This window comes from Labilithrix sp. (assembly GCA_019637155.1).
In the GTDB taxonomy this organism is placed as follows: domain Bacteria; phylum Myxococcota_A; class Polyangia; order Polyangiales; family Polyangiaceae; genus Labilithrix.
This window is the reverse complement of record JAHBWE010000029.1, coordinates 17,386-44,196: the sequence shown is the minus strand read 5'-3', so window position 1 is coordinate 44,196 and position 26,811 is coordinate 17,386. Positions and strand designations below refer to the sequence as shown.

Genomic DNA, 26,811 nt, shown 5'->3' with positions numbered 1-26,811 from the left:
GCGCGATGAGAGTCGCGCTGGCGGGCCTGCTCCTCTGCGCGTGCGCGCGCGTGCCGCCCGCGCCGGCGGTCTCGGCCACGCACGTCCGCGCCGCGACGCTCCCCGCCGTCACGCTCGACGCGCACGGCTTCGTCCGCGGCGGCAAGCGCTTCGTCCCGCTCGGGGCGCACTGGGTGCCGGCGAAGGCGGCGATGGGCTGGCCGCTCCATTTCGATCCCGCCGACGTCGAGGCGGACTTCGCGAAGATGCGCGACCTCGGCTTCACCGTGACGCGCTTCGATCTCTTGTGGGCGTGGTTCGAGCCGCGGCCGGGCGTCTACAACGAAGCGGCGTTCAAGCAGCTCGACACGCTCGTCGCGCTCGCGGGAAAATACGGCGTCTACCTCCATCCGAGCTTGTTCATCGGCGGCGAGGTCGGCGAGGCGTACTGGGACGTGCCGTGGCGCAACGGGCGGCACCCGCACAAGGACCCGGAGATGATCCGGCTCGAGGCGAACCTCGCCGCGGAGCTGGGGCGGCGCTACGCCGACGAGACCGCGATCCTCGCCTGGGACCTCACCGACGAGCCTCCGTTCTGGATCGCGACCGACGTGAACGACGCGGAGGCGATCGCGTGGACGCGCGCGATCGCGGAGGGGATCCGGCGCCACGACAAGAAACATCCGATCGTGGTCGGCGCGGCGGGGCAGGAGACGAGCCACGGCCCGTTCCGCGCCGACAACATGGTCAAGGTCGACGCGGTGGGCTTCCTGAGCGTCCACCCGTTCACGATCTACGATCCGAAGCTGTTCCCGGACGCGATGCTGTCGGAGCGGAGCACGTACGGCGCCGCCTTCCAGATCGCGCTCGCGAGCGGCGCGGGGCGGCCGGCGATGGTGCACGAGATGGGCGCCTCCACTGCCCAGTACGCGCCGGAGCGGATTGCCAACTACGAGCGCGCCAGCCTCTACTCCGCCCTCGCGGCGGGGTCGATCGGCGTCGACCTCTGGTGTTATACCGACGCCGCTCCGGAGCAATGGAGCCAATTGCCTTATTTGCGGACTCCGCAGGAGACGGAGTGGGGATTGGCGACGTGGGACCGCAAGGACAAACCGCGCGGCCGCGAATTCCGGAAGCTCACCCAGGTCGTGGGGCGAATGGACGTTACGGGCGTCGCCGCCGCCGACGCGGCGCTGGTGGTGCCGGAGGAGTGGGCGAAACCGCACGGCGATTTCTCGCGCCAGAGGCTGACCGGCAAAGAGCCCATTCCTTACGTCTCGACCGAGGACACGGTCGGGACGCTCGAGAAGGCGGCGAGCGGGAACGAGTGGCTGATGGGCGGGCTCTTGAATTCGTTCGTCCTCGCGCGCCGCGCCGGCATGAAGGCGGACATGCCGCGCGAGTACGACGACGCGTGGACGCGGCGGCCGATCGTGCTCCTCCCGTCGCCGCTCACGAGCACGTCGACGCCGTTCCTCACCCACGTGCACACGGGCTTCTACGCGCGGGCGCGGAGGTACGTGGAGGCGGGCGGCGTCCTCTACGCGTCGGTCGCGGCGGACGCGGCGGTCCCCGACATGGAGCCGCTCTTCGGCGCGCGCCTCGCGGACACGAACACGGCGTCGTCGGTGACGATCAGGATCGTGAAGGCGTTCGGTGAGCTCGCGCCGGGCGAGACGTATTCGTTCACGGTGCCGGTCGCCTCGTCGCGTTACTGGGGCTCCGTCCTCGAGGCCGGACGCGGCGAGGTCGTCGCGGTCGATCAGGACGGACGGCCGGCGATCGTGGTGAACAAGCTCGGGCGCGGGACGACGGTGCTCGCCGCGTTCCCGTTCGAGAGCTGGCTCGCGACGACGCCGTCCGCGTTCGACGCGAAGGACTTCCGCGCGAAGCCGCAGCTGGTCGATCGGCTCTACCGCGCCGTCCGCGCGCTCGGTCCGCGGCCGCGCTTCGAGCTCGCGCCGGCGCAGCCCGAGGTCGAGGCGACGCCGCTCGGCGATCGCTACCTCGTGCTCGTGAACCACGGTCCGGATCCGCGACGGGTGGAGGTGCGGGCGGCCGCCGCGCTCCGGAGCGTCGAGCGCGTGACGACGACCGGTAAGGAGGCGGTTTCGCTGGCGAACGGCCGCTTCGCCGTCGACCTGCCTCCCTGGGACGGCGCCGTCTTCGAGCATCGTTGACGCTCCATCGACGACAGGCGCGCTGATACGCTGAGCGTCATGCAGAACCCTTATGGCGGCGGTCCACCTCCGGGCCCGGCGAAAGGGCAGCACGGCACGGAAGTGATGGCGCAGTACCCGGTCGCGCCGCCGCCGGCCGGCGCGCCGCCGCCGCCCGTCGCCGCTCCGCCGCCCGAGATCGGCACGCAGCCGTTGCCGCCGCCGTCGTCGTACGCGCAGCCGGCCGCGGCGCCGTACATGCAGCCGCAGCAGCCGCCGGTCGCGAACGGGCAGTGGGGTCCGCAGGGCCAGCCCATGCAGCGTCTCGTCGGCGGCGTGGCGCTCGAGCCGGGCGAGAAGGTCCTCTACTACTACCGCGCGAACCGCATCGGCTACGTCATCTTCGGCCTGATCATCGGCATCATCATGATCCCGGCCTTCGGCCTCGGGCTCTACCTGCTCTACCTGACGATCACCGACCGCAGTCACTCGACGTACGTTCAAACCATCACGAACAAACGGCTCATGGCGATCAACGGCCACGGCAAGCCGCTCTGGCAGATCCGCTGGGACGAGGTCCGCGGCCTGAACAAGGTCACGGGCCGCCGCTACGAGTTCGGCGTCCGCAACGCGAACGGCCAGAAGTTCATGTTCGACGACAACGTCCACATCGTCGAAATGGTCATCACGAAGCTCGCCGGCGAGCCGATGCTCCGCGAGCAGTCGCCCGAAGTCGCCTTCGATCCGTACGTGAACTGACGCGCGCCGACCGCGGCTCAGCGGCGCTTCTTGCCGCCGCCGCCGCCTTTGCCCTTCTTCGGGCCGTGACCCTTCGGCGGGCCGCCCTTGTCGCGGTCGCGGCCTCGTCCGAGGCCGCCGCCGCCCGGGAACTTCTTGCCCTTCGCGTCGCGGCTGCCGCGCGCGCGGTCCTTGACGTTCTTGAAGCGCGGGCGACCGCCGTCGTCCTCGAAGAGGCCGCCCTCGCCGCGCGCCTTCTTCGCGTAGACCGTGCGGCGGAGGATGGCGACGTCGGTGACGTCGACGACGATGCGGTCGCCGAGGCGGATCGCGGCGCCGCTCCGCTTGCTCGTCGCCATCAGGCCGTCGTCCTCGATCACGTAGTCGAAGCCGAGGTCCTCCGTCTTCACCATCACGTCGACGAACGGATCGTCGAGGGTGACGAACGCGCCCGCGCCGACGAAGGCGGAGACCGTGCCCTCGAAGCGCTCGCCGATGCGGTCGATCATGTAGAAGCAGCGATAGATGTCCGCGATCTCGCGCTCCACCTCCATCGCGCGGCGCTCGGCGGCGGACGAGCGGATCGCCGCGTCCTGGAGGTCCTCCGGCTTCGCGTCGCGGGCGAGCGCCTTCTTCTTCGCCTTTTCGTCCTTCGTCAGCGCCGCGTGGCAGACGCGGTGCACGACGAGGTCGGGATAACGGCGAATCGGGGACGTGAAATGGAGATAGGCGTCGCTCGCTAGTCCGAAATGGCCGAGGTTCGCGGTGTCGTAGGTGGCCTGCTTCATCGACCGCAAGAGCAGGTTGTTGAGGACCGCGGCGTTCGGATGATCGGCAAAAGCCTTCAGCGTCTCGGAGAGGCCTTTTGGCGTCTGGAGCGAATCGACGTCGAGGTCGATGCCGAGCACCTCGCACATCGCCTGGAGGCGCATCAGCTTCAGCGGATCGGGCGGGAGGTGGACGCGGTACACGCCCGGCAATTCGCGATCGAGGAGCCAGCGCGCGACGACCTCGTTCGCGAAGATCATCAGCTCCTCGATGAGCTGATACGCCTTCTTCACGCCCTCGTCCTTCGCGCGCTTGGTGACGTCGACCGGCTTGCCGTCGACGAGCTTGATGACGGGCTCCGGCAGATCGAAATCGAGCGCGCCGCGCTTCATGCGGCGGCCGCGGAGGAGGCGCGAGCACTCGTAGGCGACCTTCAGGCCTTCGACCATCGCCTCCGCCTTCGGCTGCTTCGGCGGCTGATCGGTGAAGCGGAGCGCGCGCGCGACGCCGCCGTAGGTCAGCTTCGCCGCGCTCTTCATGTAGCCGCGGACGATGCGCGATTTCTTGATCGTCCCCCTCGCGTCGAGCTCGGCGTGCACGCAGAGGCAGAGGCGAACGACGTCGGGGAGGAGCGAGCACAGGTTGGAGGAGAGCGCGCGCGGCAGCATCGGGATCGCGCGGTCGGGGAGGTAGATGCTGCAGCCGCGGTCGCGCGCCTCGTCGTCGAGCGCCTTCTTCTCCGGGCGCACGTAGGAGCTCACGTCGGCGATCGCGATCCAGACCTCGTAGCCGCCGGAGTCCGTACGCTCGACCCAGATCGCGTCGTCGTGGTCGCGCGCGTCGTCCGGATCGATCGTGGGGAGCGGGATATGCGTGAGGTCCTCGCGGCCCTCGAGCATCTCCTTCGGGACCTCGGCGCCGTAGCTCTCGGCGTCGGCGACTGCCTCCGCGGAGTGCACCTCCTCGATGCCGGCGATGAGGAGCACTTTGTTCACCTCGACGGAGAGCTCGCCCGGACGCCCGAGCACCGCGACGAGGCGGCCCTCCGGGTTCTCGCCCGGGTTCTCGGGGAAGCGCGTGATCTCCGCGACCACGACCTGCCCGCTCTCGCCGCTGTTGCCCTCGACGCTCTGGTCGATCTCGCGCGCGAGCACGACCGGGCCACGGATGCGCGGATCGTCGAGGTCGACCCACGCGCTCTTGCCCTTGCGCTGGAGGATGCCGGAGACGCGCGTGACGCCGCGTTTCACGACCTCGACGATCTGGCCCTCCGCGCCGCGCGTGCCGCGGGCGACGACCTCGACGATGACCTGATCGCCGTGCATCGCGCCGCCGAGCGACTCGGCGCCGATGAACACGTCGTCGCCGGTCGCCGTCGGCGACGCGACGAACCCGAACCCGCGCGGGTTGATCTTCAGCAGCCCCTCTCTTCTAGTTCGAGAGGGGCCAGCCCCTCTCGAGCTCACCCCGCCGGGGCCTCTACGCGCGGAGACGCGCTTCGCCGCCCCGGGCCCCCGAGAGGGTTCTTCCTCCGCCTCTTCTTCGAACAGCGGCTTTGGGTCTGGGTCGTGCGCCTTCGTGCGTTTGGGCGATTTCGGAGGGAGGCCCTTCTTCTTCGCGGGAGCTGGCAGCTTTGCGGCGTGGAGTGTGGGCGGTGCGGCGGGCGCGCTGGCGGGGCCGCGGCTATCGAGCTTGAAGCGCTGGCCGCGCGCGACGAGGATGCCGTCGAACACGAGGTCGTCGAGGAGGCGGAGGAGGCCGGGGATGGACTCCTCCGCGACGCCGAGGCGCTCGGCCACCTCGTTGGTGTGGAGCGCGCCGTCGGCTTGCTCGAATACGTCGAGCACGTGCGTGCGCGAAGGCAGCGCTTTTCGGGGCATGGCGGTGTCTTAGACGAGATCGATCCGGCCGTCCCCGGGAATAATCGGCGGCCCTTTGCCACTATGATGGTCGCGTGAAGAGACAGGCCGTTTTCTGGCTCACCGTCGTCCTCGTCGCCGCAGCGCTCGTCGCGAGCGCGGTGTTGCTCGTGGACTACGTGCGCCCCGCCCCCGTTTTCTGCGACGCCGGCGGCGGCTGCGCGAAGGTCCGCGCCACCGCGCTCGCGCGGCCGTTCGGGATCCCGCTCCCCGCGATCGGGCTCCTCGGCATGCTCGCGCTCGGGTTCTCGGCGCTCCTCCCCGGCATGCGCGCCCGCACCGCCCAGCTCTTCTTGGGGCTCATCGGCGGCGTCGCCGGCGCCGTCTTCTTGATCATCCAGGCGCGCCTCGGCGCGCTCTGTCCTTATTGCGCGGTCGTCGACGGCGCGTCGTTCGTGCTCGCCGGCCTCTCGTTCCTGCGCTGGCGCGAGGACTGGGACCCGCCGGAGAAGAAGAGCGTGATCGGCGGCGTCGTCGTCGCGCTCGTCGTCGCGCTCGCGGTCCCGCTCGCGGTGGGCTTCAACCGGCGCGCGTTCGCGGGCGATCTGCCGGAGCCGGTCGCGGAGGAGATCCGCCGGACCGGCCGCGGCAAGGTCACCGTCGTCGACTTCGCCGACTTCGAGTGCCCGTTCTGCCGCTCGACGCACCAGGAGCTCGCGCCGCTCGTCGCCGCGCGGAAGGACAAGGTGCGGCTCGTCCGCAAGCACGTGCCGCTCCGGATGCATCCGCACGCGATGGACGCCGCGAAGGCCGGCTGCTGCGGCGAGTCGATGGGCAAAGGGGAGGAGATCGCGGACGCGCTCTTCACCGTGCCGGAGACGGAGCTCACGCCCGAGGGCTGCGAGAAGATCGCGCAGGCGCACGGCCTCGACGTCGAGCAGTTCCGGAAATGCGTGAACGATCCCGCCACCGCGGCGCGGATCGAGCAGGACAAAGCCGCGTTCAAGCAGGCGAAGGGGCACGGTCTTCCGACGATCTGGGTCGACGACACGAAGCTCGAGGGCGTCCAGGAAAGGGCCGACCTCGAGGCCGCTCTCGACGGCGCGATTCGGCGGCTCTAGGCTCTCTTCCATGCTCTTTCGCTTCGTTCGCCACGCGTCGATCGCCCTCGGTTTCGCTGCGCTCGCTCTCCAGCCCGGATGCGGGAAGGAGGTCGTCCGCGGGGCCGACGATCCGAGCATCGATCGCGCTGCCGTCTCGACGAGCCTCGACAAAGAGGACATGAAGCGCGCGCTGAAGGAGACGCTCAACAAGTTCCGCGCGTCGCCGGTGATGAACCAGTGGCGCACCGAGAGCCCGAAGCCGCTCGTCGCGGTGTTCCCGTTCCAGAACTCGACCACCGAGCACATCGAGCCTCAGCTCGACACGATCCTGAGCGAGACCGAGAACTGGATCCTCGAGGCCGGCACCGTGCGCATCATCGACCAGCGCCGCCAGCACGAGTTCATCCGCGCGGTCGAGGGCCAGCAGTCGGCGGCGTTCAACCCGCAGAACTCGGCGAAGTACGGCAAGCAGATGGGCGCCAAGTACTTCATCACCGGCCACGTCTCCGGCAACGACGAGCGCAACGAGGACATGCGGCGCATCCAGTATTTCCTCTACCTCGAGGTCGTCGACGTCGAGACGTCGGAGAAGCTCTTCCTCGCGAAGTCGGAGATCACGAAGGCCATTCGCTGAGGAGACTGCGGTGCATCACGCCGTCCTCCGCATCGCGAGCGCGCTCGTGCTCCTCGCCGCTCCGTGGCTCGTCGGCTGCGGCGGGCACGAGGCGCGCACGTTCAAGTTCCGCTCCGCCCTCGACGCGGGGAACCCGAAGGGCGCGATCGCGGACATCAACGAAGAGCTCGACGTCAAGAGCGACAAGGACCTGCCGAAGGACATCAAGGGCGACAACGCGCTCCTCGTCCTCGATCGCGGCAGCATCCAGCAGGGCCTGATGAAGTGGGACCTCTCGAAGCGGGACTTCGAGGCGGCCGACAAGGCGATCGACATGCTCGACCTCGCCCACAACGCGGGCGACTCGATCGGCGAGTACGTGTTCAGCAGCGACGCGGGGAAGTACCAGGCGCCCCCGTACGAGAAGCTGATGATCAACACGCTCGACATGATCAACTACCTCGAGCAGCACGACCTCAACGGGGCGAAGGTCGAGGCGCGCCGCCTCGCGGTGATGCAGAAGTACTACCGGGACTCGCTCAAGCAGCCGAACAACCCGGTCCTCGGCCTCGGCTCGCTCCTCGCCGGCTTCGCGTTCGAGAAGGACGGCGCGACCGACGAGGCGCTCCGCTACTACGACGAGGCGCTCCAGTTCAGCGGCTTCGACGCGAACGGCGAGGCGGTCGCGCGCCTCGCGTCGGTGGGGAACTACCGCTCGCCGCGGATCAAGGCGGCGATGGAGAAGCACCCCGGCGCGAAGATGGACGACGACGCGAACGAGGGCGAGGTCCTCTTCGTCGTCGGCTACGGGCGCGTCCCGCACAAGATCGCGCAGCGCATCCCGATCGGCCTCGCCCTCACGCTCTTCGCGGACTCGATCTCGCCGCACGATCGCGCGAACGCGAACAAGCTCGCGGCGCAGGGGCTCGTCACCTGGATCAACTTCCCGTCCCTCGCCCCGGGGCAGGGCGGCTACTCGGCGCCGGGCGTGAAGCTCGACAGCAAGCTCATCCAGCTCGAGGAAGCGGTGAACGTCGAGCGCGAGGTCCGCGCGGAGTGGAAGAAGATCGAGGGGAAGATCATCGTCAGCGCGATCACGCGCATGGTCGCGCGCGTCCTCGTCGGGCAGGGGATCCAGAGCGCGGCGGGGCGCGACAACGTCGTCGGCCTCCTCGCGTCGCTCGGCGCGCAGGCCACGCTCACCGCGCTCGACACGCCCGACACGCGGAGCTGGGAGACGCTCCCGTCGCGCGTCGCGGTCGCGCGCGTGCGCTTGCCGGCGGGGCGGCACAAGGTCTCGATCGACGTGCGCGGCTGGAACCGCTCGCAGGAGATCCTGGTTCAGAAGGGCAGCTGGCAGCTCATCTCACTGATGGCGCTGCGCTGAGCTTTTCAACGCAGGGGCTGCGCCCCTGCACCCCGCTCGCACGATGCAGAATAACGTCGGAACGTTTTTCTGCCGCGTGCTCGCTTTCAACGCCGCGTGCTCGCCTTCGACGTCCGGGCGCAAGCTCGCCCGTCCCGTGGGGCGTGCATCGGCGAGCAGCGGAGGATGCGCGCGTCTTCGCGCGCGTCCTACGGCTGCGAGCGGGGTGCAGGGGGTGCAACCCCCTGCGTTGAAGAGCTTTCTTCCCGTATCTCGATCGGCGTGGTCACCCTGCCCCCATGGATGCGGCACGTTTGGCGCTATTTAATGCGCGGATTGAGGCCTGTTGGACTCGATGGCTGCTGCCCTCCGTGTTAGGAGGGCTCTCGAGGTCGGGGTGGCAGTGCGACGAAGGAAGAACGAGAAGCCTCGCGAGCGGAGGACGATGGTGCCGGCATTCGATCCCAAGGAGCTCGCGAAGAAGATCGAGAACGAGGCGAACTGCGAGACGTCGCGTCCGCCGTTCGATCCGCTCGACTACGCGCGCGCCGCGGAGGCATTCGACGCCGAAGGTGCGACCGAGACGGAGCTCCAGGTGCTCCCGGAGGACGGAAACTCTGCGATCGTGGAGCCGATCCCGCCGACGGAGCCGCTGCCGCCGACGGAGCTCGTCCCGGTCACGGGCCGCCTGCGGCAGTGCGATCCGGACGCGACGCCGCCGAGCCGCGTGCCGGAGCTCCAGTTCGCGCTCGAAGACACGGCGCAGCCCGACGCGGCGACGGAGGAGATCGGGCGCGAGATGTACAGCTCGTACCTCGCGAGCGACTTCCCCGAGGCGCTCGTCCTCGCGGAGCGCGTGCTCGATCGCGAGCCGACGCACGCGCTCGCGCAGCTCGTCGCTGATCGCTGCCGCGAGCGCATGAAGCCGCAGGGGCAGACGCTCTCGCCGTCGAGCGTCGTCCGCCTCAAGTTCGCGGCGCTGGAGCGGCAGTCGAAGCACATCGACTCGCGTTCGTCGTTCGTGCTCGGCCACGTCGACGGCATGACCGATGCCGCGACCGTCGCGCGCCTCTCCGGGCTCCCCCCGCCGGAGGCGCTCGATCGTCTCCACGCGCTGCTCGACCTCGGCGTCATCGAAGTCGTCGCCTGAGATGCGTCGCTGGCTCGGCTGCGTCGCGCTCGCCGCGTGCGCGCACGAGCCCGCCGTCGTGGTGCCGCCGGTCACGACCGCGACGCCGCCGCCGATCGACGTGCGTCCGAGCTTCGACTATCCGCCGGCGCGGCGCACCGGCGACGCGGACACGATGCACGGGCGGCGGGTGCCGGATCCGTACCGCTGGCTCGAAGAGGACAGCGACGAGACGAAGGCGTGGTTCGAGGCAGAGGACCAGCGCGCGCGCCGCGAGATCGACAAGCTCGACACGAAGGGCCTCATCGCCGCGATGGGGGCGCTCTATCAGAGCCCGCTGCCGCGCCTCGCGACCAAACGCGGCGAGCTGGTCTTCATGCAGCGCGGGCGGCGCCTCACCGTGACGAAGGGCGCGCGCGAAGACGTGCTGTTCGAGGTCGACGAGACGCGCTTCGAGAGCATCGCTTCGTTCGAGCCGTCGCGCGACGGCGCCTTCGTCGCGGTCGTCGTCAGCTCGCACGGCGCCGACATGCAGACGGCGGCGGTCGTCGACGTGAAGGCGCTCCGGCCGCTCGAGGTGGTCGACGGCCTCGAGGGCTCCGAGATCGTCTGGGCCGACAAGGGCTTCTTCTACGGCTACACGCCGCCCGCCGCCGCGCACGCGGATCGCTGGGCGAACCGCGAGATCCGGTGGCACGCGGTCGGCGCGCCGCGCGCTCGCGATCGCGTCGTCGTCCCGGCGACGCGCGACAAAGACGCGTCGTCGGCGATGAACCCGATCGCGGTGACGAAGGACGGCGCGCGGCTCCTCGTGCAGACGTTCGGCAACTGGTCGCGCTCCACCTACGCGCTCGTCGACCTCGCGAAGCCGAGCTGGCCCCTCACCGAGCTCGCCGCCGCCGGCGCGCGCGTCGAGTCGCCGGTCGTCGTCGACGACACGGTCTTCGCGATCGTCCGCGCGGACGGCGGCGCCGACGCGATCGCGCGCTTCAACGCGGGCAGCGCCGAGGCCGAAGCGCTCGCCGCCGCGTCGCCGGAGCTCCTCGACCTGCGCGTCCACGGGAGCACGCTCACCGCGACGCGCGCGGCGCGCCCCGGCGACGAGGCGAGCGGCTTCGTTCATCGCGACTTCTACGACTCGTCGTTCACGCGGCTCGGCTCCGCGTCGACGCCGCGCGGCGCGACGGACTGGTACTTCGCGTACCCCGAGAGCCCCACCATCATCGTGACGCGCGAGGGCCTCGGCGTCCCGCAGCGCCGCTACGAGCTCGATCCTCGCACCGGCGCGCTCACGCCGTTCGTCCCCTCGAAGGTCGACTGGGACGAGCGCGCCTACGATCGCGATCTGCTCGTGGCGACGTCGAAGGACGGGACGAAGGTGCCGATCACGGTGCTGCGCCGCATCGACACGCCGGTCGACGGCACCGCCGCGCTCGCGGTCTACGGTTACGGCGGCTTCCGCGGCAACGCGGAGCAGATCTTCTATCCGCCGTGGATGGCGTGGGCCTCGGAGCAGGGGCGCGCTTTCGCGACGTGCCACATCCGCGGCGGCCTCGAGCACGGCGAGCCGTGGCACGAGGCCGGCGCGCGGCGCAACCGCCAGCGCACGCTCGAGGACTTCCACGCCTGCCTCGAGGAGCTGCATCGCCGCCGCTACGCGACGCCGGCGCGCACCGTCACGCAAGGCTGGTCGCACGGCGGCATGATGGTGACGGCGGCGGCGCTGCAGCGGCCGGACCTCCAGCGCGTGGTCCTCGCGCTCGCGCCGCTCGAGGACATGATCCGCTTCCCGCTCTTCGGCCGCGGCGGCGTGAGCGAGTACGGCGATCCGGCCGACGCGGGCGACTTCGAGGCGCTCCTCGGCTTCTCGCCGTATCACCAGATCAAGGAAGGCGTCCCGTATCCGGCGTTCTTCGTCACGTCGCCGTCGAAGGACGAGCGCGTTCATCCGATGCATCCGCGCAAGCTCGTCGCCGCGCTCCAGCATGCCTCGGCGGGCCGCGAGGTGCTGCTCAAGGTCCTCTGGGACGCAGGCCACCGCGGCGGCGGCAAAGACGACGCGAACGCGACCCTGATGGAGGGCTTCGCGTTCGCGTTGCGGGAGATGGCCCGACCCTGAGCGGGCTCTTCAGTTCGTGGTGATGAGGTAGCGGTTCGAGCTCTTGCCCATGTTGCGGACCTCGACCCGGAACTGTCCGGTCCACTTCGGGGTCATGGAGAGGAGGCACGAGTCGGTGCTGTCGATGTCGCGCGCGACGACGTTGCCGTTCTCGTCTTCGAGGTAGCAGTCGAGGTCGGCGTGGCCGTCGCCCTTCACGAGGATGGTGGCGTTCTCGCCGCCGCGCAGCGTGACGGAGTAGTTCGCGCTCTTGTGCGCGTCGACGACGCCGAACCGCGTCGCGGGCCCGGTCGTGTTGCCGGCGAGCGCGAGGCTCGGCACGACGAGAGCAGCGGTAGCAACGACGACGGCGGCGATACGACGAAACATGATGACCTGACCGATTCCTTTCATTTGCCGGGGGGTTACGTGCCCGGCTCGTGCGTGAAGGACGTCGCCGTCGCATCGCTCCTGACAGCAGCGCCGACGATTTCGCCCGCACGCGAGGATCCTCGCGCCTCGAAGCGACGGCGCGCCAGCCGCGCGTCGACGTCGATTTCGCGAACCCGCGCGCCCACGCGTACGATAGGGGAGCGATGTCCGAACCGACCCTCCACGACGTGCTGTCCGCGCTCTCCGCGCTCGACCAGAAAGCCGACGAACATCGCACGCTGACCAACGTGCTCCGCACCGAAGTCTCAGGACTCCACACCGAAGTCTCAGGACTCCACACCGAAGTCTCAGGACTCCACACCGAAGTCTCGGGACTTCACACTGAAGTCACAGGACTTCACGTCGAGGTCTCGGGGCTCCGCACCGAAGTCACGGGGCTCCGCACCGAAGTCTCGGAACTCCGCACCGAAGTCTCGGGGCTTCGCACCGAAGTCTCGGGGCTTCACACCAAATTCGCAGGACTTCGCGCGGAGTTCGACGAACATCGCGTCGAGTTCGCGGGGCTTCGTACCGAAGTCTCAGGGCTTCGCACCGAAGTCTCGGGGCTTCGCACCGAAGTCTCGGGGCTCCGCAAAGAGTTCGACGAGCATCGCGTCGAGTTTGCGGGGCTCCGCACCGAAGTCACGGGGCTCCGCAAAGAGTTCGACGAGCATCGCGTCGAGTTTGCGGGGCTTCGCACCGAAGTCTCGGGGCTCCGCAAAGAGTTCGACGAGCATCGCGTCGAGTTTGCGGGGCTTCGCACCGAAGTCACGGGGCTTCGCAAAGAGTTCGACGAGCATCGGGCCGAGACGCGGAAGACCCTCGCGAGCATCGATGCCGAGCTCACCGTGCACACGGGGACTCATCGCAACATCGAGGAGAGGCTCGATGCTCTCTCGAAGAAGCCCGCGCGCAGGGCCGCTCGGACCCCGCGGAGGCGGTGACCGCGCCGCCCCGTCAGGGCCGGTATTGCCAGAGCTGCTTGTCGACGGTGAAGAGGTGGTAGTTCACCTCGCCGAGGTTCTTGCCGAAGACCTCGAGCTTGCCGCCGACGTCGAGGCCGATCTCGCCCGTCAGCGTCGCGCGCAGCGGCGGATACGTCGCGTCGACCCTCGCCGCGAGGTCCGGCGTCAGGGTGGGGCCGGCGGCGTCGAAGAGCATGAGCGAGAGCTGCGGGCGCACGTAGCAGCGCGTCGTCGCGTCGCCCTTCACCGTGAGTTGCGGGGAGATCGCGCGCGGCGTGAAGCGGGGGTTCTCCCAGACCGGGCTCGTGCCGCTGTCCTTCTCGTACTTCACGCCGCCCTTCAGCGCGATGTTCATGCCGACGCCGGCCGACGCCGTCACCGCCGCCTTCGCGTGGACGTCGCAGCCGACCTTCGCGACGAGGCCGAGCGTGACCGGGATCGGCCCCACGCTGCCGATCGGCCAGCTGCCGCGGTAGACCTCCTTCGAGAACGACTTGTCGAGCGCGCCGACGAGGCGCGTCTCGACCACGAGCTCGGAGTCGACGTTCGCGTCGATGATCACGTGCGCGTCGCTGAGGCTGAACCACGAGATGTCGGCGCCGAGGTCGACCGTGGTGTCGAGGTTCACGTACGCCGTCTTGAGGCGCACGCTCGCGTTGCCGTTCGACCAGATCTCGCGCCCGCTCATGTCGATGACCGGGATCCGGTACCGGAGCTCGGTGTTGAAGCGCGGCGCGAGCCCCTGCTCCATCGGCTGCGTGCCGACCTGGATGATCTTGCCCTCGCGAAACTCCTGGAACGCCTCCTCGAGCGAGACCCTCTCCGTGAGCACGATCGTCTTGTCGCCGCGGTCCTCCCAGCCGACCGCGCGGCGCACGAAGCCGTACGGATTGCCGATGCCCTCGCGGATCCGCCCGTCCTCGCCGACCGCGTCCTTCTGGCGATCGCCCGCCAGGATCACGTCGTCGACGTTCTGCCGGTTCGTGCCATTCGCGCGGCCCTTCGCGTACGCGTCGATGCGCGATTTCAGGACGGCGGGCACGGTGCCCCTCTCGAACACGATGCGGTCGGCCTCGACCTCCGCCGTGTCGGTCATCACGCTGCCGACGATCGCGGAGTCCGTCGCCGTCACCGGCTCTTCCGGCAGACCCTCCGCCGTGCAGGCCATCAGCGATGCAGCGACGAGGACGAGCGCGAAGGAAGGTCGAAGGGTCATCTCGCGTAACCTCCGGTGCGATTGGGTATGACGACTGGGGTCTGAAGCGCCAGGTAAAGCGCGATCCGGATCGTCGATTGCTCAACTTGACCCGTGTCGATCGCGTCTCATCACGTTTGATCCAGGCCGCGCGACGGATCTTTCCGTCGTTGTGGTACTCAAATCGCGATGCAGCAGTACCTCGACCTGCTCCGGCGGATCCTCGACGACGGGAAGGACCGACCCGACCGCACCGGGACCGGCACGCGCGCCGTCTTCGGGCACCAGATGCGGTTCGATCTCCGGAAGGGGTTCCCGCTCCTCACGACGAAGAAGCTCCACACGCGCTCCATCTTCCAGGAGCTGCTCTGGTTCCTCCGCGGCGAGACGCACGTCAAATCGTTGCAGGATGCAGGCGTTCGGATCTGGAACGAGTGGGCGACCGCGGAGCAGACCGCGCGCTTCGGGCGCGCCGAGGGCGACCTCGGACCGATCTACGGCCATCAGTGGCGGAACTTCGGCGCGTCGAAGCTCCCCGACGGCTCGTACCAGCAGGACGGCGTCGATCAGATCAAGCGGCTCCTCCGCGACATCCGCGAGACGCCGCACTCGCGCCGCCTCATCGTCACCGGCTGGAACCCGAAGGAGGCCGATCAGGTCGCGCTCCCGCCGTGCCACACGCTCTTCCAGCTCTACGTGCAGGACGGCGAGCTCTCCTGCCAGCTCTACCAGCGCAGCGGCGACGTGTTCCTCGGCGTCCCGTTCAACATCGCGAGCTACGCGCTCTTCACGCACATGATCGCGCACGTCACGGACCTGAGCGTCGGCGACTTCGTCCACACGCTCGGCGACGCGCACCTCTACCAGAACCACCTCGCGCAAGCGCGCCTCCAGCTCGAACGCGCGCCACGCCCGCTCCCCACCCTGAAGATCGCGACCGACACGAAGGACCTCTTCGCGATCGAGGCGGGGGACATCGTGATCGAAGGCTACGACCCGCACCCGCATATCGCGGCCGAGGTGAGCGTCTAGTGAGCGAGCGCGCGCCGCTCACGTTGGTCGTGGCGATCGGTGACGGCGGCGTCATCGGGAAGGACGGCGCGCTGCCTTGGAAGATCTCCGAGGACATGCGCCACTTCAAGTCGGTGACGATGGGCCACGCCGTCATCATGGGCCGGAAGACGCACGCGTCGATCGGGCGCCCGCTCGACGGCCGCCGCAACATCGTCGTGAGCCGCACCGCCGACGGCTTCGACGGCTGCGAGACCGCGCGCTCGATCGAGGAGGCGATCGAGCGCGCGCGGACGACCGACGACGAGCCGCACGTCATCGGCGGCGCCGCGATCTACGAAGCGGCGCTCCCGCTCGCGACGAAGATCCATCTCACCGAGGTCCATCGCGCGGTGGAGGGGGACGCGTTCTTCCACCTCGATCGCAGCGGCTGGCGCGAGACCGCGCGCCGCAAAGGCGAGTCCGAGGGCGTGGAGTTCGTGACGCTCGAGCGATAGCAGGGTAAACCTCCCGCCCGAAAGCCCATGCGGCGCTTCGCTCTCCTCCTCGTGCTCGTCCTCGGTCCGCTCGCGTGCCGCGTCTACGAGCCCGCGAACAAGCCGATCGACAACTGTCACAAGACTTGCACCGAGCAAGCGAAGCGTAACTGCACCGACGACGAGTGCTGGCGCGGCTGCGAGTTCATCATCGATCGCCTCGTCGAGCGCGAGGGCAAGAACGTGATCGCGTGCGTCGCCGGCGGGGCGCGGCGCTGCACCGACGTCGTCTGGGCCGACTGCGCGGCGAAGATCGGGATCCACACCGACGGCGGGCCGCCCGCGCCACCGGCGCCGACGGACGACGAATGATCCTCCGCTTCGAAGACGACATGAAGCGCGAGCTCACGCTCGGCCGCGCGCCGCAGCGCGTGGTCTCCCTCGTCCCGAGCGACACGTACAGCGTCGCCGCGCTCGGATGCGTCGCCGCGCTCGTGGGGCGCACGGACTACTGCGAGCTCCCCGAAGACGTGGCGAAGCGCGTCCCGAGCGTCGGCGGCACGAAGAACCCGCGCGTCGCCGACGTCCTCGCGCTCGAGCCCGACTTCGTGATCGCCAATCAAGAGGAGAACACGAAGAAGGACCTCGAGGCGATCGCGCAGGCCGGGATCAAGGTGCTCGTCTGCTTCCCGAAGCGCGCCGCCGACGGCCTCTCGCACCTCGCGCGCCTCGCCCGCGTCTTCCGCGTCGAGCGCGACCCCGCGGTGCGCGACATGCTGAAGCGCGGCTACGCCGCCGTCGCCGAGGCCGAGACCGCGCGCGCGGCACAGACGCCGCTCCGCACCTTCTGCCCGATCTGGATGAAGCCGCTGATGACGATCCACGGCGCGACCTTCATCAGCGACATGCTCGACCTCGCCGGCGCGCAGAACGTCTTCGCCGATCGCGAGCGCCGCTACCCGCTCGCGGCCGACCTCGGCACCGCGAGGCCGCTCCCCGAGGCCGAGCTCGCGGGCCGCGACGTCCGCTACCCGCGCGTCACGATGGAGGAGGTGGTAGCGCGAAGACCCGAGCTCATCTTGCTCCCCGACGAGCCGCACCCCTTCAGCCCCGAAGACGCCGCCACGTTCCGCGCCCAGGGCACCGGCGCGAAGGTCGTCCACACGAGCGGCAAGGACCTGTGCTGGTACGGCGCCTGGACGGTGGAAGGCCTCCCGCGCCTGCGCACCCTCATCGCCGAACAGCGATAGATTCGCCCAGCGATAGTGGCCAGCACCTACCGACTGCCTGGTAGGTCGTTTGGCAGGAGGGTCAACGCATGAGCATTCAGTGCGCAATACGCTCGTTCGTCGCTGCTACTTTGTTGATGGCGTGCGATTCCGATGCATGTCCTGCAGTCAGCGACGGTCCGTGTCCCGATGGGTGCAATGCCGTTGTCGCCCAACGATACGACAAGTCGCGGAAGTGCAGAACGCTCACATCGTCGACGGTGAGCTGCTATGAGAAGGGAACAAATTCTGGTTCCACACTTGACGAGGCTTGTCTCGTTCGTCGCGACGGACTCGTTGTTGTCGGCGGGAGCTTGCCGAACCCGGGCGGGGTCTTCACAAACTGCGATGAGGCCCTCGGCAACGAAGTGATGTCCGGCAGCGCCTGTCCGTCTAGCCTCGAAGGCGAGCCGCGGTAACGGCACGGGCACGGGGGTGTGGATGAATGGTGCCGTCGCGCTCGGTCGCGATGGCATCGTCGGATGTCCTTGATTGCTCTTCACCCACCTCATTCGTCAGGAAGTGCTGGATGACGGCGGCGCCAGCGTCGTGAGCGTGTAGTCACCGGCGCGCAATGCCGGCCCTCTCCACCTGCGCGCGAGCATGCGCTGCTCGTGGAGTCGCTGGAATCGCGTGCGTCGCGCGCTTGCGCGGGTTCTCGCCAGCGAGGCCTTATCGGCGCGCTGAGGCCGAGCTTCACCTGGTCGCGTGTGAGCGACGCGATCTCGCGATTCGGATCGGCCTCGGTCAAGACGGTGGTCTCGTCCGGCCTGTAAGAAGGAGCACCCTGCCCCTCGACTAGCGGCCATGCGGCTGCAGTCGAGCGGCCACTCGGCTGCGCGCGATCGTGCGCGAGCCGCGCAGAATTGCGGGGGTCGGTGTGGTCACGGTTCTTGCCTTGGGGGCGGCATGGCGTTCGTGAAGCGTGGGTCCTTCCTCCTCCTTTGCGCTTCGTGCGCGGTCGACGCGGGTGACGAGGCGAGCACGCTGTCGAGCCGGCCGGCGGGTGAAACGGCGTTCGTCGACGAGGAGCAGGCCGCGGATACCGCCGAAGAGGCGCTCGTCGCGGAGACCGTCGCGCCCGCGCCGACCGTCGCGCCCGCGCTCGAGGTCCCCGGATGCACCGCGAAGGCGACCCTCGCCGGGTACCCGACCTGGATCTTCTTCACGCGCCCCGATCGCCCATGCGCGGGCACGCCGGGATCGGACGCGCACGCCCTGAACGAGCTGACGCGCCTCATCGACAGCGTCCCCGCCGGCGCGCGGATCGACGGCCACATCTTCAGCATCACCGTGCCCTCGGTCGCGGCGGCCCTGCTCGCGGCGGAGAAGCGCGGCGTCGAAGTGTGGATCTCCACCGACGGCGGCGTCGCCGCGTCGACCGCGAAGGCGAAGACCGACTACCTCGACAAGCTCACGCACAAGGTCTACTGCACCTCGCCCGATCGCTCGTCGTGCGTGTCGACCGCGGCGAAGGGCATCTCGCACACGAAGCTCTTCACGTTCACGACCGCGACCGCGCCCGACGGCAAGGTCTCGAAGGACGTCGTCTGGTTCGGGTCCGCGAACCAGACCTACGCGAGCGGCATGAAGCTCACGAACAACACCGTCACCATCTACGGCGATGCGCCGTTCTACGGCCGGATGCGCGGCTACCTCGACGACCTCTACCTCCGGCGCACCGCGCGCGACTACTACGTGCCGGCGACGGGGCGCGGCCACGTCCTCACCGAGAGCGCCGACGTCTACGTCTCACCCGAGGTCCAGACCGACCTCGTCGTGAACCGCCTCGACGACATCACGCCGGACGGCAAGTGCGAGGTGCGCGTGATGCAGGCCTCGATCCGCGACAGCCGCCTCGACGTCGTGCGCCACCTCATCACGATGAAGAACGGCGGCTGCAAGCTGCAGGTCGTCGCCGAGACGGTGGAGCCGCGCGCCGCCCAGCTCCTCGCCGCGGCGAAGATCGAGGTCCACGCCGGCAAGCCGATCCACGACAAGGTGTTCCTCGTCTACGCGAAATACGGCGCCAAGTACGCCTACCGCGTCTACACCGGATCCCACAACCTGAGCGGAAGCGCCGCGCACAACTACGACGAGATCCTCATCAAGCTCGCCCCGGAAGAGGAGACCTCGCATCCCGTGTACGATGCATTCATCACCCACTTCGAGGACGCGCTCTGAAGCTCACCGCGCGACCTTGTGGAGCACGGTCGGCCGGACGTCGTCCGCCGTGGTCGTGACGACCCAGGTGACGTTCGCCGACGGCAGCACGTCGTAGGCGATCGCGCGGCCGAAGGCGGCGTACGGCGAGAGGAGGTGCACGCCGACGACGTCGTTCGGGGCCGCGACGGTGAGCGGCGTCTCGGGCGCGAGCGTGACGCGCGCGCCGAGGGAGAGGAGCGGGGTCGCGTCGAAGAAGGCGGGGAGGTCGCCGCGGCCGTCGTCGAGCGCGACGAGGACGCCGCCTTGCTTCGTGAACGTGTCGAGCGCGGAGCTCCAGCGCGCGCCGAACGCGGCCGCGTTCGCGGTCGCGACGCCGTCGACGAGCACGACGTCCCAGCTCGCGTAGAGGTTCGGGTCCTCGAGCGCCTCCGGCGCGGTCGCGACCGCGAAGCGCACGCCGCGCGACGGGTTGCTCGCGACCGTGAGCGCGCGCGTCTTCTGGCGTACGTCGTCGGTCGTGTCGGCCTCGAACGCGAGGACGCGGAGCGGATCGGTCTTCGGGATCGAGACCGCGTTCGTGAAGACCTTGGCGTGGGTCGAGAACGACGGCGCCGCCGCCATGTCGTGGCCGATGACGACGACGTCGCCCGGCGTCGCGCCCTGGCAGACGCCGGCGACGCAGATGTTCGACGGGCACACGCGCCCGCACGCGCCGCAGTTCTGCCCGTCCGCGTCGACGCGGAGGCACCCGCCGCGGCACGCGACGAAGCCGTCCGCGCACGTGGTCGGCTCCGGCTCCGGCGTCACGATGACGACCGGCGGCTCCGGCTCGGGCGCGACGCTGCCCGACGACGAAGACGAGGATGAAGATGACGAAGACGGCGTGCTCGGCGCTGGCGTGACGGCCGGCGGTGCGGGCGGTGGCGCGGCGGGGCCCGGCACGATCGTCGTCGCGGGCGGCGCGAGGCAGCGGCCCGACTCGGCGGAGGTGCCGGGGCGGCATTCCCCGCCGACGAGCGCGCTCTCCGCGCTGCAGGCGCCGAGGAAGAAAGACAGCGAAAGGACGAACGACCGATTCATGACCAACTACCTCGAGCTCTTTCCGTTGGACGCGGCGGCGCCGCCGGTGACCGCCGTGCGCGTGACCGTGACGAAGAGCTCGACGCGGCGGTTCGACTCCTCGGCCTTCAGCGTGACGATCTTCAGGCGCGACTTGCCGTGACCGATCACGCGGAGCTGCTTCGCCGGTGCGCCGAACCAGATGAGGAGCTCTCGCATCGCGGTCGCGCGCTCGACCGAGAGCACGCGGTTGTACTCGTCGGTGCCGATCTCGTCGGTGTGCCCCTCGATGCTGACGTCGACGATCTCGTCGTGATCGAGGATGAACTTCGCGAGCTTCTTCACGACGCGGAAGCTGTTCGCGCGGATCTTCGCGCTCGCGAACTCGAAGTGGATGACGTCCTCGAGGAGGATGCGGTCCTCGAAGATGCGGATCTCGCCGACGCAGCCCTCCGCCGAGACGGGCTCGCCGTCGGGGCACGCGTCGTACGCCTCCGCGAGCTCGACCGGATCGCGGTCCTGCCGCGACGGCAAAGGCGGCGGAGGAGGAGGCGCCTCGACCGGCGGCGGCGCGACGGCCTTGGGCCGCTCCTTCGCGCCGAGGCTGATCGCGAGGCCGGCGGAGAGGATGCGCGCGTCGTCGCCGCGCAGCGCCGAGTCCGGCTGGATGATCTGCGTGTAGCCGACGTAGGGACCGACGTCGATCCGGCTCCCGGACGACACGCGGAAGTCCCAGCCGACGTGCGCGCCGACGGCGGGGCGCGTGAGGCCGCCGGTGTGGGCGAGCCCCATGTTCGAGTCGATCCACGGTCCGCCGGGGCGTCCTTCGCCGAACGCGCGGAGGCGGACGCCGGCGGTGCCGACGAACGCGACGCCGGTCCCGGTGCGCGCGAGGTTCGGATCGCTCGCCGCGTCACCTTGTCCGAGCACGACCGCGCCGACGCCGGCCTGGACGCCGAAGCGGGACGTCGCGGGAACCTCGACCGTCGCGTCGCCCGCGCCGCCGGCGGAGAACTCGCTCACCTGCGCGCCGCCGACGGCGTGCGCGGCGCCGGCGCCGACGTGGACGCGGACCGGCTCGGCCGCGAGGGCGGCTCCTCCACCTCCGAGCATGAAGAGGAAGAAGGAGAGGGCGGTGACGGGGCGCTGCATGGCACCCGATCGAACGGCCGAAATGGCGCGGGCTTTAAGCGCGTGGGCGCGGATCGGTCACGAGGAGCGAGAAGACCGCATGGTCGAGCCAGCGCCCGTTCACGCGCTCGGCCTGCCGCGCGATCCCTTCGAAGCGGAAGCCGAGCCGTCCGATCACGGCGAGCGACGGGTGGTTGTCCGTCGCCGCCGCGACGCGCACGCGATGCGCGTTGACGGACCCGAACGCCCAGTCGAGCACGGCCCTTCCGGCCTCGGTCATGAGGCCCTTGCCCCACGAGTCGACGCGGAGCCAGTAGCCGAGCTCGACGCTCTCGTGCAGGTGCGCGAACGACTCGAGGCCGATCACGCCGAGGAAGCGATGGGAGCCCTTGTCCCGGATCGAGAAGCGCGTGGCGCGCGCGGCGTCCCAGTCCGCGGCGCTCGCCTCGGCGTAGCGGCCGCTCGAGTCGAGGTCGGCGTTGAAGGGCACCCACGGCAGCCACGGCTCGAGGTGCGTGCGCGAGCTCTCGACCGCGCTCCACAGCTCACGGGTGTCGGTCGCATCGAGCGGGAACAGCTGGAGCCGCTTCGTCTCCACCGGACGAAACCGGACCTCGGAGCGCGGCGGAACGGCGAGCACGCGGAGAGCGTAGATCGTTTGTTCGGCGCTCAGCTAGCAGAGTGGCGTTTCATCCGCGTCGGCACGGGCGGCGGGCGCGGCGGCTCGGGGTAGGCCTCGACGAGGGCCTTCGCCGGACGCTCGATGCTCTCGAGCGGGCTCGTCACGAGATCGCGTCCGTCGGCGGCGAAGTAGAGCGCCTCGCCCGGCTTGGGATCGCCGGCGTTGGGGACGATCGCGCCGTTCGCGAAGAACTTGAGCCCGCCGTGCAGTCGCCGTTGCACCGCGAGGTGCCCGGGGAGGAAGTCGCCCGAGCGGCGGTCGCGCACCGCGACGCAGAACCCGTCGCGGAAGTGATACTCGGTGTTGCGCGTCACGTAGACGCGATGGCGCCGGCGCTCCTTCGGCGGACGCTTCGACTCGGGGCTCTCGATCGTCTCGATCGTCTGTGCGGCTTCGGCCATGACGCGGCCGACGATGCTCGACCGCGCGCCCGATGGCCAAGTTACGGACGCATCTTCGCGGGGTCGACGGGCCCGTTAACGACGACGTTATTGAACTGCAATTCGACGCTGTCGCTCTTGCCCTCGAGGAGCTTCGCGCGCACGGGGTTCACGAGCCCGCGCTCGAGCACGAGCGTGAACGCGCGGACGCTCGCCTTCGGGTCCTTCGCCGCGCCTCCGATCTCGACGTCGCTCGCGCCGCGCGTCGCGGAGAGGACGTACCGATCGCGCAGCGCGGCGAGGTCGCCGCCGAGGAGCGCCCGCACGTCGGCGAGCGCGCGCGCGACGCTCGCCCCCTGCGCCGGCACGGTCGCGGACGACGACTTCGTTTTGTACGAGAGCCCCTCCGGCCCGACGAAGTAGACGATGTCATCCGGCGCCGCGAGGTCCCATCGCAGGCGATCGGGCGCGACGAAGATCAGCTCGCCGTTCGACACCACCGACGTCGCGAGCAGCGTGAGCTTTCGCTCCTGCCGAAACCCCGCCCGCAAGCTCGTCACCCCCTTCCGCGCCTTCGCGACATCCGCGAGGAGCGCATCGAGCTTGGCCCCATCCACGACCTCCCGCGCCCCCGCATCGTCTCCCGCGGCCGCGAGCCCCGACGTCGCAACGCCGCGCTCCGAAAGCGGCGCGTCGGCGTGCGCGAGTCCGGCGGGGGCGAGGGCCGACGTCAAAAGGATGCAGATGCATATTCCTCTTGGGCCTCGCGCGCGGCTCACTTCGCCGAGGCGTCGTTGCTCGGTCGTCGGGCGGCGCGTCACTGGGCCGCTCCCTTCTTTGCGCCGAGGAGCGGGCCGCCGGCGCGCGCGCGGCCTTCGGTGTAGCGGCCGTCGGTGAGCGCCGGATCGGCGGGGAGCTCCTCGACGTCGGCGGGCGGGGCGTCGTTCCTTTCGCCGCGGAGCTTCACCTTCACGAATTTACCGGAGAGCCGCGGTCCTTCCGAGACCCAGAGCTCGCGTGCGGTGAGGTCGGCGATCACGCCGTGCGTCGCGATGAACGCGTCGATGCTGCGGCGATCGCCGGCGGGACAGGGCTCCGCCGCGCACTCGTGATCGCGCAGCATCGCGAGCACGCTCTCCTTCGTCGCGGAGGCGGGGTCGACCTTCGCGAGGAGCTGGTCGATGCGCGCGCGGCGCTCGAGCGTCGTCGTCGTCTTGCGGACCTCGTCGTCCTTCGGATCGCCCGCGAGCGGTCCCTCGAAGTGGTTCGTGATCGCGCTCGAAGGACGCACGAACGCGGGCACGCCGGGCGCGCGCTCGACGACGACGAACCTCCCGCTCGCGTCGCCGACGTAGACGATGTGCGAGACCATCACGTCTTCGCTCTTCAGCAGCGCGATCGCCTCCTCGGCGGTCCGCGCCTTCGAGAGGACGTTGCGGAGCGAGAAGGGGACCGGCATGCCGGTCGTGGAGGTCTCTCGCGCGCGCGCGCCGTGGACCGCGACGGCGACGCCTTCCTCGTTCATGCCGGTGACGACGCCGATGAAGCCCGGCCACGCGACGCTCGCGAACGGGATCGCGCCTTGCTCCTCCACGATGAAGACGACCTTGTCCTGATCGAAGACCTCGGCCGCCTCGAAGTCGAACGCGCGCGCGAAGAACGCGTGTCCGTCCGCGCTCTGGGGCGGGGCGATCCCGAACGCGGTGCACGCGAGGAGCGGCGAGCGCTCGAACCCGAGCGCGATGTCGTAGAGCGCGTGGAGCGTGATCATGCGCTGGTACGTCGGGAGGAGCGACGCGTACGGATCGGGCACGAACGCGTTCGCCTGGGCGCCGATCTCGCGCCGCCGCTCCGCGGGGAAGTTGTCGCTCACGTGCCGGTGCTGCACGCGGCCGATGTCGAACAGGAGCGTCCGTGCCGGCGAGAGCGGGACGAGCTCAGCGAACCCGTCCCACAGCACGCGCTCGTCCTCCGCCATACGGTCGTAGAGCAGCGCGGTGTGCTGCGCGCCGATCTCCTCCGGCGTCCCCGCGAGGTACACGAGCCGCACGCCGCGCACGGCGCTCCATCCGCGCTGGGCCCGCCGTACGTCGTCCCGCTCCTGCATCGTGAACCGCGGCGTGTCCTGCGTCGGCGGCTCGATCCGAGTCAGCGGCCCGATCGCGAGATGCGCCATCACCGGCGCGAGCATCACCACCGCCGCCCCGACGAGCAGCCTCCGCACCCATCGCCGAGGGGCCCTCGCCGGAGCCTCCGCCCGAGCCTCCGCGGCGGAGTCGGCCGACGCGCTCACGCTCTGCTCCGCGCTGCTCCGAACGGCGGGAGGAGAGGAGCACGGTGACGACGGCGGGTGATCATGCACCGCTCGCGTCGTGCCCTGACGACGCGTGGTCGTGTGGCGCTCGCAGCCAGTGGTCGCCGAGGGCGGCGACGACGGTGCGGATGATGCGCCACGGGTCGCGCGCGACGTGGAAGTGCGTGATGCGGTCGTCGGGGTAGAGCACACGGACGGGCCGTTCGACGACGGTCATGCCGGACCAGAGCGCGCGAAGGAGCACCTCCGCCTCGAAGTCGTAGCCGCGGCCGCGCGCGCCGAGCGCGAGCGTCTCCGCGACGGGGTAGCGGCGGAGGCCGCACTGCGTGTCGTGCAGCGTTCGCTGCGCGAAGCGGGAGAGGAAGAAGTTCGAGATGCCGTTCGACACCCGATTGGCGCGCGGAGCGCCGTCGCGATCGAGGTCGCGCACGCCGAGCACGAGCGCGCGCTCGGGGGCATCGACCTCGAGGAGCGCCTTTGCTTCGGCGGCGGGGTGCTGACCGTCCGCGTCGACGGTCAGCGCGACGCGTTTGCCGCGTGCGCGGGCTTCTTCCAGTCCGGCGAGCAGGGCGGCGCCTTTGCCGAGGTTGGTAGGGTGCGCGATCACCGTCGCGCCGTGCTCGCGCGCGATGCGCGCCGTGTCGTCGCGCGATCCGTCGTCGACGACGACGACCTCGAGCGCGGGCATGTGCATGTGGAGATCGTCGAGTACGGCACCGAGCGTGGCCGCAGCATCCAGCGCGGGGACGATCACACACGCGTCGCTCATCGGTTCTCTCCGACTCTTGCACAACGATCACCATGCACGCAAAGCCCGTCGTATCGTCGGCGCCATGCGATCGCACCCCACGAAGCCAAAGCGCCCCCCCGCCCCGGCAACCCAAGCGACCGGCCCCACGAACCACAGCAACGCGAAGCGTGGGGCCGCGAAGCATGGGGACGCGAAGCGCGGGCGCGTTGATGCGAATGCTCGCGGTGCTGGTGGGGGAGATCGTGGTGCCGATGTTCGTGGGCGTGGTGGCGATGGGGCGCGCGGGGCGGGGAGGGTGCGGGTTAGCGTGACGTTCGAGCGGGGGCCGCATCCGGGGGTTGGGCGTGCGGAGGTGGTTCGTCGTATCAATGCGATGATGTCTGAGCTTCAATTGGAGAATGTCGAAGTTTCATTCCTCCTAACTGACGACGATCGCATCCACGAGCTGAACAAGATTTATCGCCACAAAGATCGCCCGACCGACGTGCTCGCCTTTGCGATGCGTGAAGGGGACTTCGCCGAGCTCGCGGGGGATGCCCTCGGTGACGTCATTGTCAGCGTTCCCACGGCGCGGAAACAGGCCGCGGAGAGGGGCAAGACGGTGCTCGAGGAAGTGACCATGTTGACCGCCCACGGCCTCCTCCACCTCCTCGGCTGGGACCACGACACCCCGGCGAAGGATCGCCGCATGACCGCCGAGACCGAGCGCCTCTGTCTTGCCGCAGCTCCGGCTCGTCGGACCGAGGGCCGCGCCTCAAAGGGAAGAGGCGAGGCGGCTCTCACCTCGAAACGGCATGTGGTCCGGACCGGTGCCGGACCGAAGAAAGACCAAGCAACTCGTGGCTTGAAAGCTCGCCGCTCACCGAAAGGATGATGCGTCGGGACGCATGCGAGACCGAAAAAATACGCACCGCGTCGATCGTGCCTCACAAAAAAACGCACTTTCTCGGCGAATTTCCCTTGCGGGGATGGAACCGTGGGTGTTAACCATCGTGCGTACCGCGATTTCGCCCGGTTTCGAGCGGGTCGCGGGGGCTGCAAACGGGTTCCCGCACGGTCCGCTCCGGCTCCCCTCTCCGATGAGGCGAGGACGAAATCCGGAAAAGGTCCCGTGATTGAAAAGCTCTGTGCGCCGGCGTCTTCTCGACGTTCGGTGATGGCTCTCGACA

At 69.6% G+C, this 26,811-nt stretch carries 24 protein-coding genes; 14 read left to right on the top strand and 10 right to left on the bottom strand.

The window, feature by feature from the left end; translation table 11 throughout:
* The first annotated feature begins 5 nt into the window (after positions 1–5).
* Together KF837_41450 and KF837_41445 are read left to right on the top strand one after the other, a co-directional pair.
* On the top strand, positions 6–2,159 hold the full coding sequence (locus KF837_41450) for a cellulase family glycosylhydrolase (GenBank protein MBX3233863.1): 2,154 nt from the start codon (positions 6–8) through the stop codon (positions 2,157–2,159).
* A 39-nt stretch (positions 2,160–2,198) separates the two neighbouring features.
* The gene (locus KF837_41445; GenBank protein ID MBX3233862.1) at positions 2,199–2,897 is read left to right on the top strand and encodes a hypothetical protein; all 699 of its coding nucleotides are present in this window, start codon (positions 2,199–2,201) and stop codon (positions 2,895–2,897) included.
* Positions 2,898–2,914: 17 nt separating this feature from the next.
* On the opposite strand, the gene KF837_41440 is transcribed toward KF837_41445, so the two are convergent.
* Positions 2,915–5,524, bottom strand: a complete 2,610-nt coding sequence (locus KF837_41440; protein ID MBX3233861.1) for a VacB/RNase II family 3'-5' exoribonuclease — start codon at positions 5,522–5,524, stop codon at positions 2,915–2,917.
* 74 nt (positions 5,525–5,598) lie between these two features.
* On the opposite strand from KF837_41440, the gene KF837_41435 reads away from it, so the two are divergent.
* The 5 genes from KF837_41435 to KF837_41415 all read left to right on the top strand — a co-directional run bounded on the left by KF837_41435 (position 5,599) and on the right by KF837_41415 (position 11,833).
* Positions 5,599–6,624: a thioredoxin domain-containing protein gene (locus tag KF837_41435; GenBank protein ID MBX3233860.1), complete on the top strand. Its 1,026-nt coding sequence runs from the start codon at positions 5,599–5,601 to the stop codon at positions 6,622–6,624.
* A 10-nt stretch (positions 6,625–6,634) separates the two neighbouring features.
* Positions 6,635–7,240: a hypothetical protein gene (locus KF837_41430; GenBank protein ID MBX3233859.1), complete on the top strand. Its 606-nt coding sequence runs from the start codon at positions 6,635–6,637 to the stop codon at positions 7,238–7,240.
* A 10-nt stretch (positions 7,241–7,250) separates the two neighbouring features.
* The gene (locus KF837_41425) at positions 7,251–8,606 is read left to right on the top strand and encodes a hypothetical protein (GenBank protein ID MBX3233858.1); all 1,356 of its coding nucleotides are present in this window, start codon (positions 7,251–7,253) and stop codon (positions 8,604–8,606) included.
* Between the two features lie 424 nt (positions 8,607–9,030).
* Positions 9,031–9,735: a hypothetical protein gene (locus KF837_41420; GenBank protein ID MBX3233857.1), complete on the top strand. Its 705-nt coding sequence runs from the start codon at positions 9,031–9,033 to the stop codon at positions 9,733–9,735.
* A 1-nt stretch (position 9,736) separates the two neighbouring features.
* Positions 9,737–11,833 carry a S9 family peptidase gene (locus tag KF837_41415; GenBank protein ID MBX3233856.1) on the top strand — a complete coding sequence of 699 codons (2,097 nt, stop codon included), beginning with the start codon at positions 9,737–9,739 and terminating at the stop codon, positions 11,831–11,833.
* A gap of 9 nt (positions 11,834–11,842) precedes the next feature.
* Here KF837_41415 and KF837_41410 read toward each other — a convergent pair whose 3' ends face one another.
* On the bottom strand, positions 11,843–12,202 hold the full coding sequence (locus KF837_41410) for a hypothetical protein (protein ID MBX3233855.1): 360 nt from the start codon (positions 12,200–12,202) through the stop codon (positions 11,843–11,845).
* Positions 12,203–12,408: 206 nt separating this feature from the next.
* Here KF837_41410 and KF837_41405 point away from each other — a divergent pair, with 206 nt between their 5' ends.
* Positions 12,409–13,188, top strand: coding sequence for a hypothetical protein (locus KF837_41405; GenBank protein ID MBX3233854.1), 780 nt, complete (start codon positions 12,409–12,411; stop codon positions 13,186–13,188).
* Positions 13,189–13,201: 13 nt separating this feature from the next.
* Here KF837_41405 and KF837_41400 read toward each other — a convergent pair whose 3' ends face one another.
* Positions 13,202–14,425, bottom strand: a complete 1,224-nt coding sequence (locus KF837_41400) for a hypothetical protein (GenBank protein ID MBX3233853.1) — start codon at positions 14,423–14,425, stop codon at positions 13,202–13,204.
* A 168-nt stretch (positions 14,426–14,593) separates the two neighbouring features.
* On the opposite strand from KF837_41400, the gene thyA reads away from it, so the two are divergent.
* The 5 genes from thyA (at position 14,594) to KF837_41375 (ending at position 19,343) form a co-directional block, all read left to right on the top strand.
* A complete protein-coding gene (thyA, locus tag KF837_41395; protein ID MBX3233852.1) occupies positions 14,594–15,436 on the top strand; it encodes a thymidylate synthase in 843 nt (280 codons plus the stop codon).
* Positions 15,436–15,912, top strand: coding sequence for a dihydrofolate reductase (locus KF837_41390; GenBank protein ID MBX3233851.1), 477 nt, complete (start codon positions 15,436–15,438; stop codon positions 15,910–15,912). The genes thyA and KF837_41390 overlap by 1 nt, the downstream gene beginning before the upstream one ends.
* A 27-nt stretch (positions 15,913–15,939) precedes the next feature.
* Positions 15,940–16,263 carry a hypothetical protein gene (locus KF837_41385; protein ID MBX3233850.1) on the top strand — a complete coding sequence of 108 codons (324 nt, stop codon included), beginning with the start codon at positions 15,940–15,942 and terminating at the stop codon, positions 16,261–16,263.
* Positions 16,260–17,141 carry an ABC transporter substrate-binding protein gene (locus tag KF837_41380; GenBank protein MBX3233849.1) on the top strand — a complete coding sequence of 294 codons (882 nt, stop codon included), beginning with the start codon at positions 16,260–16,262 and terminating at the stop codon, positions 17,139–17,141. The genes KF837_41385 and KF837_41380 overlap by 4 nt, the downstream gene beginning before the upstream one ends.
* 927 nt (positions 17,142–18,068) lie before the next feature.
* Complete coding sequence (locus KF837_41375; protein MBX3233848.1) at positions 18,069–19,343, top strand: hypothetical protein; 1,275 nt, start codon at positions 18,069–18,071, stop codon at positions 19,341–19,343.
* Positions 19,344–19,346: 3 nt separating this feature from the next.
* Here the strand turns inward: KF837_41375 and KF837_41370 are convergent, their stop codons facing one another.
* The 7 genes from KF837_41370 to KF837_41340 all read right to left on the bottom strand — a co-directional run bounded on the left by KF837_41370 (position 19,347) and on the right by KF837_41340 (position 25,660).
* On the bottom strand, positions 19,347–20,405 hold the full coding sequence (locus tag KF837_41370; GenBank protein MBX3233847.1) for a hypothetical protein: 1,059 nt from the start codon (positions 20,403–20,405) through the stop codon (positions 19,347–19,349).
* Positions 20,406–20,411: 6 nt separating this feature from the next.
* Entirely contained in the window at positions 20,412–21,536 is a 1,125-nt protein-coding gene (locus tag KF837_41365; GenBank protein ID MBX3233846.1) for an OmpA family protein, read from the bottom strand.
* A 34-nt stretch (positions 21,537–21,570) separates the two neighbouring features.
* Positions 21,571–22,155, bottom strand: a complete 585-nt coding sequence (locus KF837_41360; protein ID MBX3233845.1) for a GNAT family N-acetyltransferase — start codon at positions 22,153–22,155, stop codon at positions 21,571–21,573.
* Between the two features lie 29 nt (positions 22,156–22,184).
* Positions 22,185–22,577 (bottom strand): hypothetical protein, encoded by a 393-nt coding sequence (locus KF837_41355; protein ID MBX3233844.1) that lies wholly within the window; start codon positions 22,575–22,577, stop codon positions 22,185–22,187.
* Between the two features lie 62 nt (positions 22,578–22,639).
* Positions 22,640–23,194, bottom strand: a complete 555-nt coding sequence (locus KF837_41350) for an outer membrane lipoprotein carrier protein LolA (GenBank protein MBX3233843.1) — start codon at positions 23,192–23,194, stop codon at positions 22,640–22,642.
* A gap of 200 nt (positions 23,195–23,394) precedes the next feature.
* Positions 23,395–24,801, bottom strand: coding sequence for a hypothetical protein (locus KF837_41345; GenBank protein MBX3233842.1), 1,407 nt, complete (start codon positions 24,799–24,801; stop codon positions 23,395–23,397).
* Positions 24,802–24,931: 130 nt separating this feature from the next.
* The gene (locus KF837_41340; GenBank protein ID MBX3233841.1) at positions 24,932–25,660 is read right to left on the bottom strand and encodes a glycosyltransferase family 2 protein; all 729 of its coding nucleotides are present in this window, start codon (positions 25,658–25,660) and stop codon (positions 24,932–24,934) included.
* A 289-nt stretch (positions 25,661–25,949) separates the two neighbouring features.
* On the opposite strand from KF837_41340, the gene ybeY reads away from it, so the two are divergent.
* Positions 25,950–26,516: an rRNA maturation RNase YbeY gene (ybeY, locus tag KF837_41335; protein MBX3233840.1), complete on the top strand. Its 567-nt coding sequence runs from the start codon at positions 25,950–25,952 to the stop codon at positions 26,514–26,516.
* Positions 26,517–26,811 lie beyond the last annotated feature (295 nt).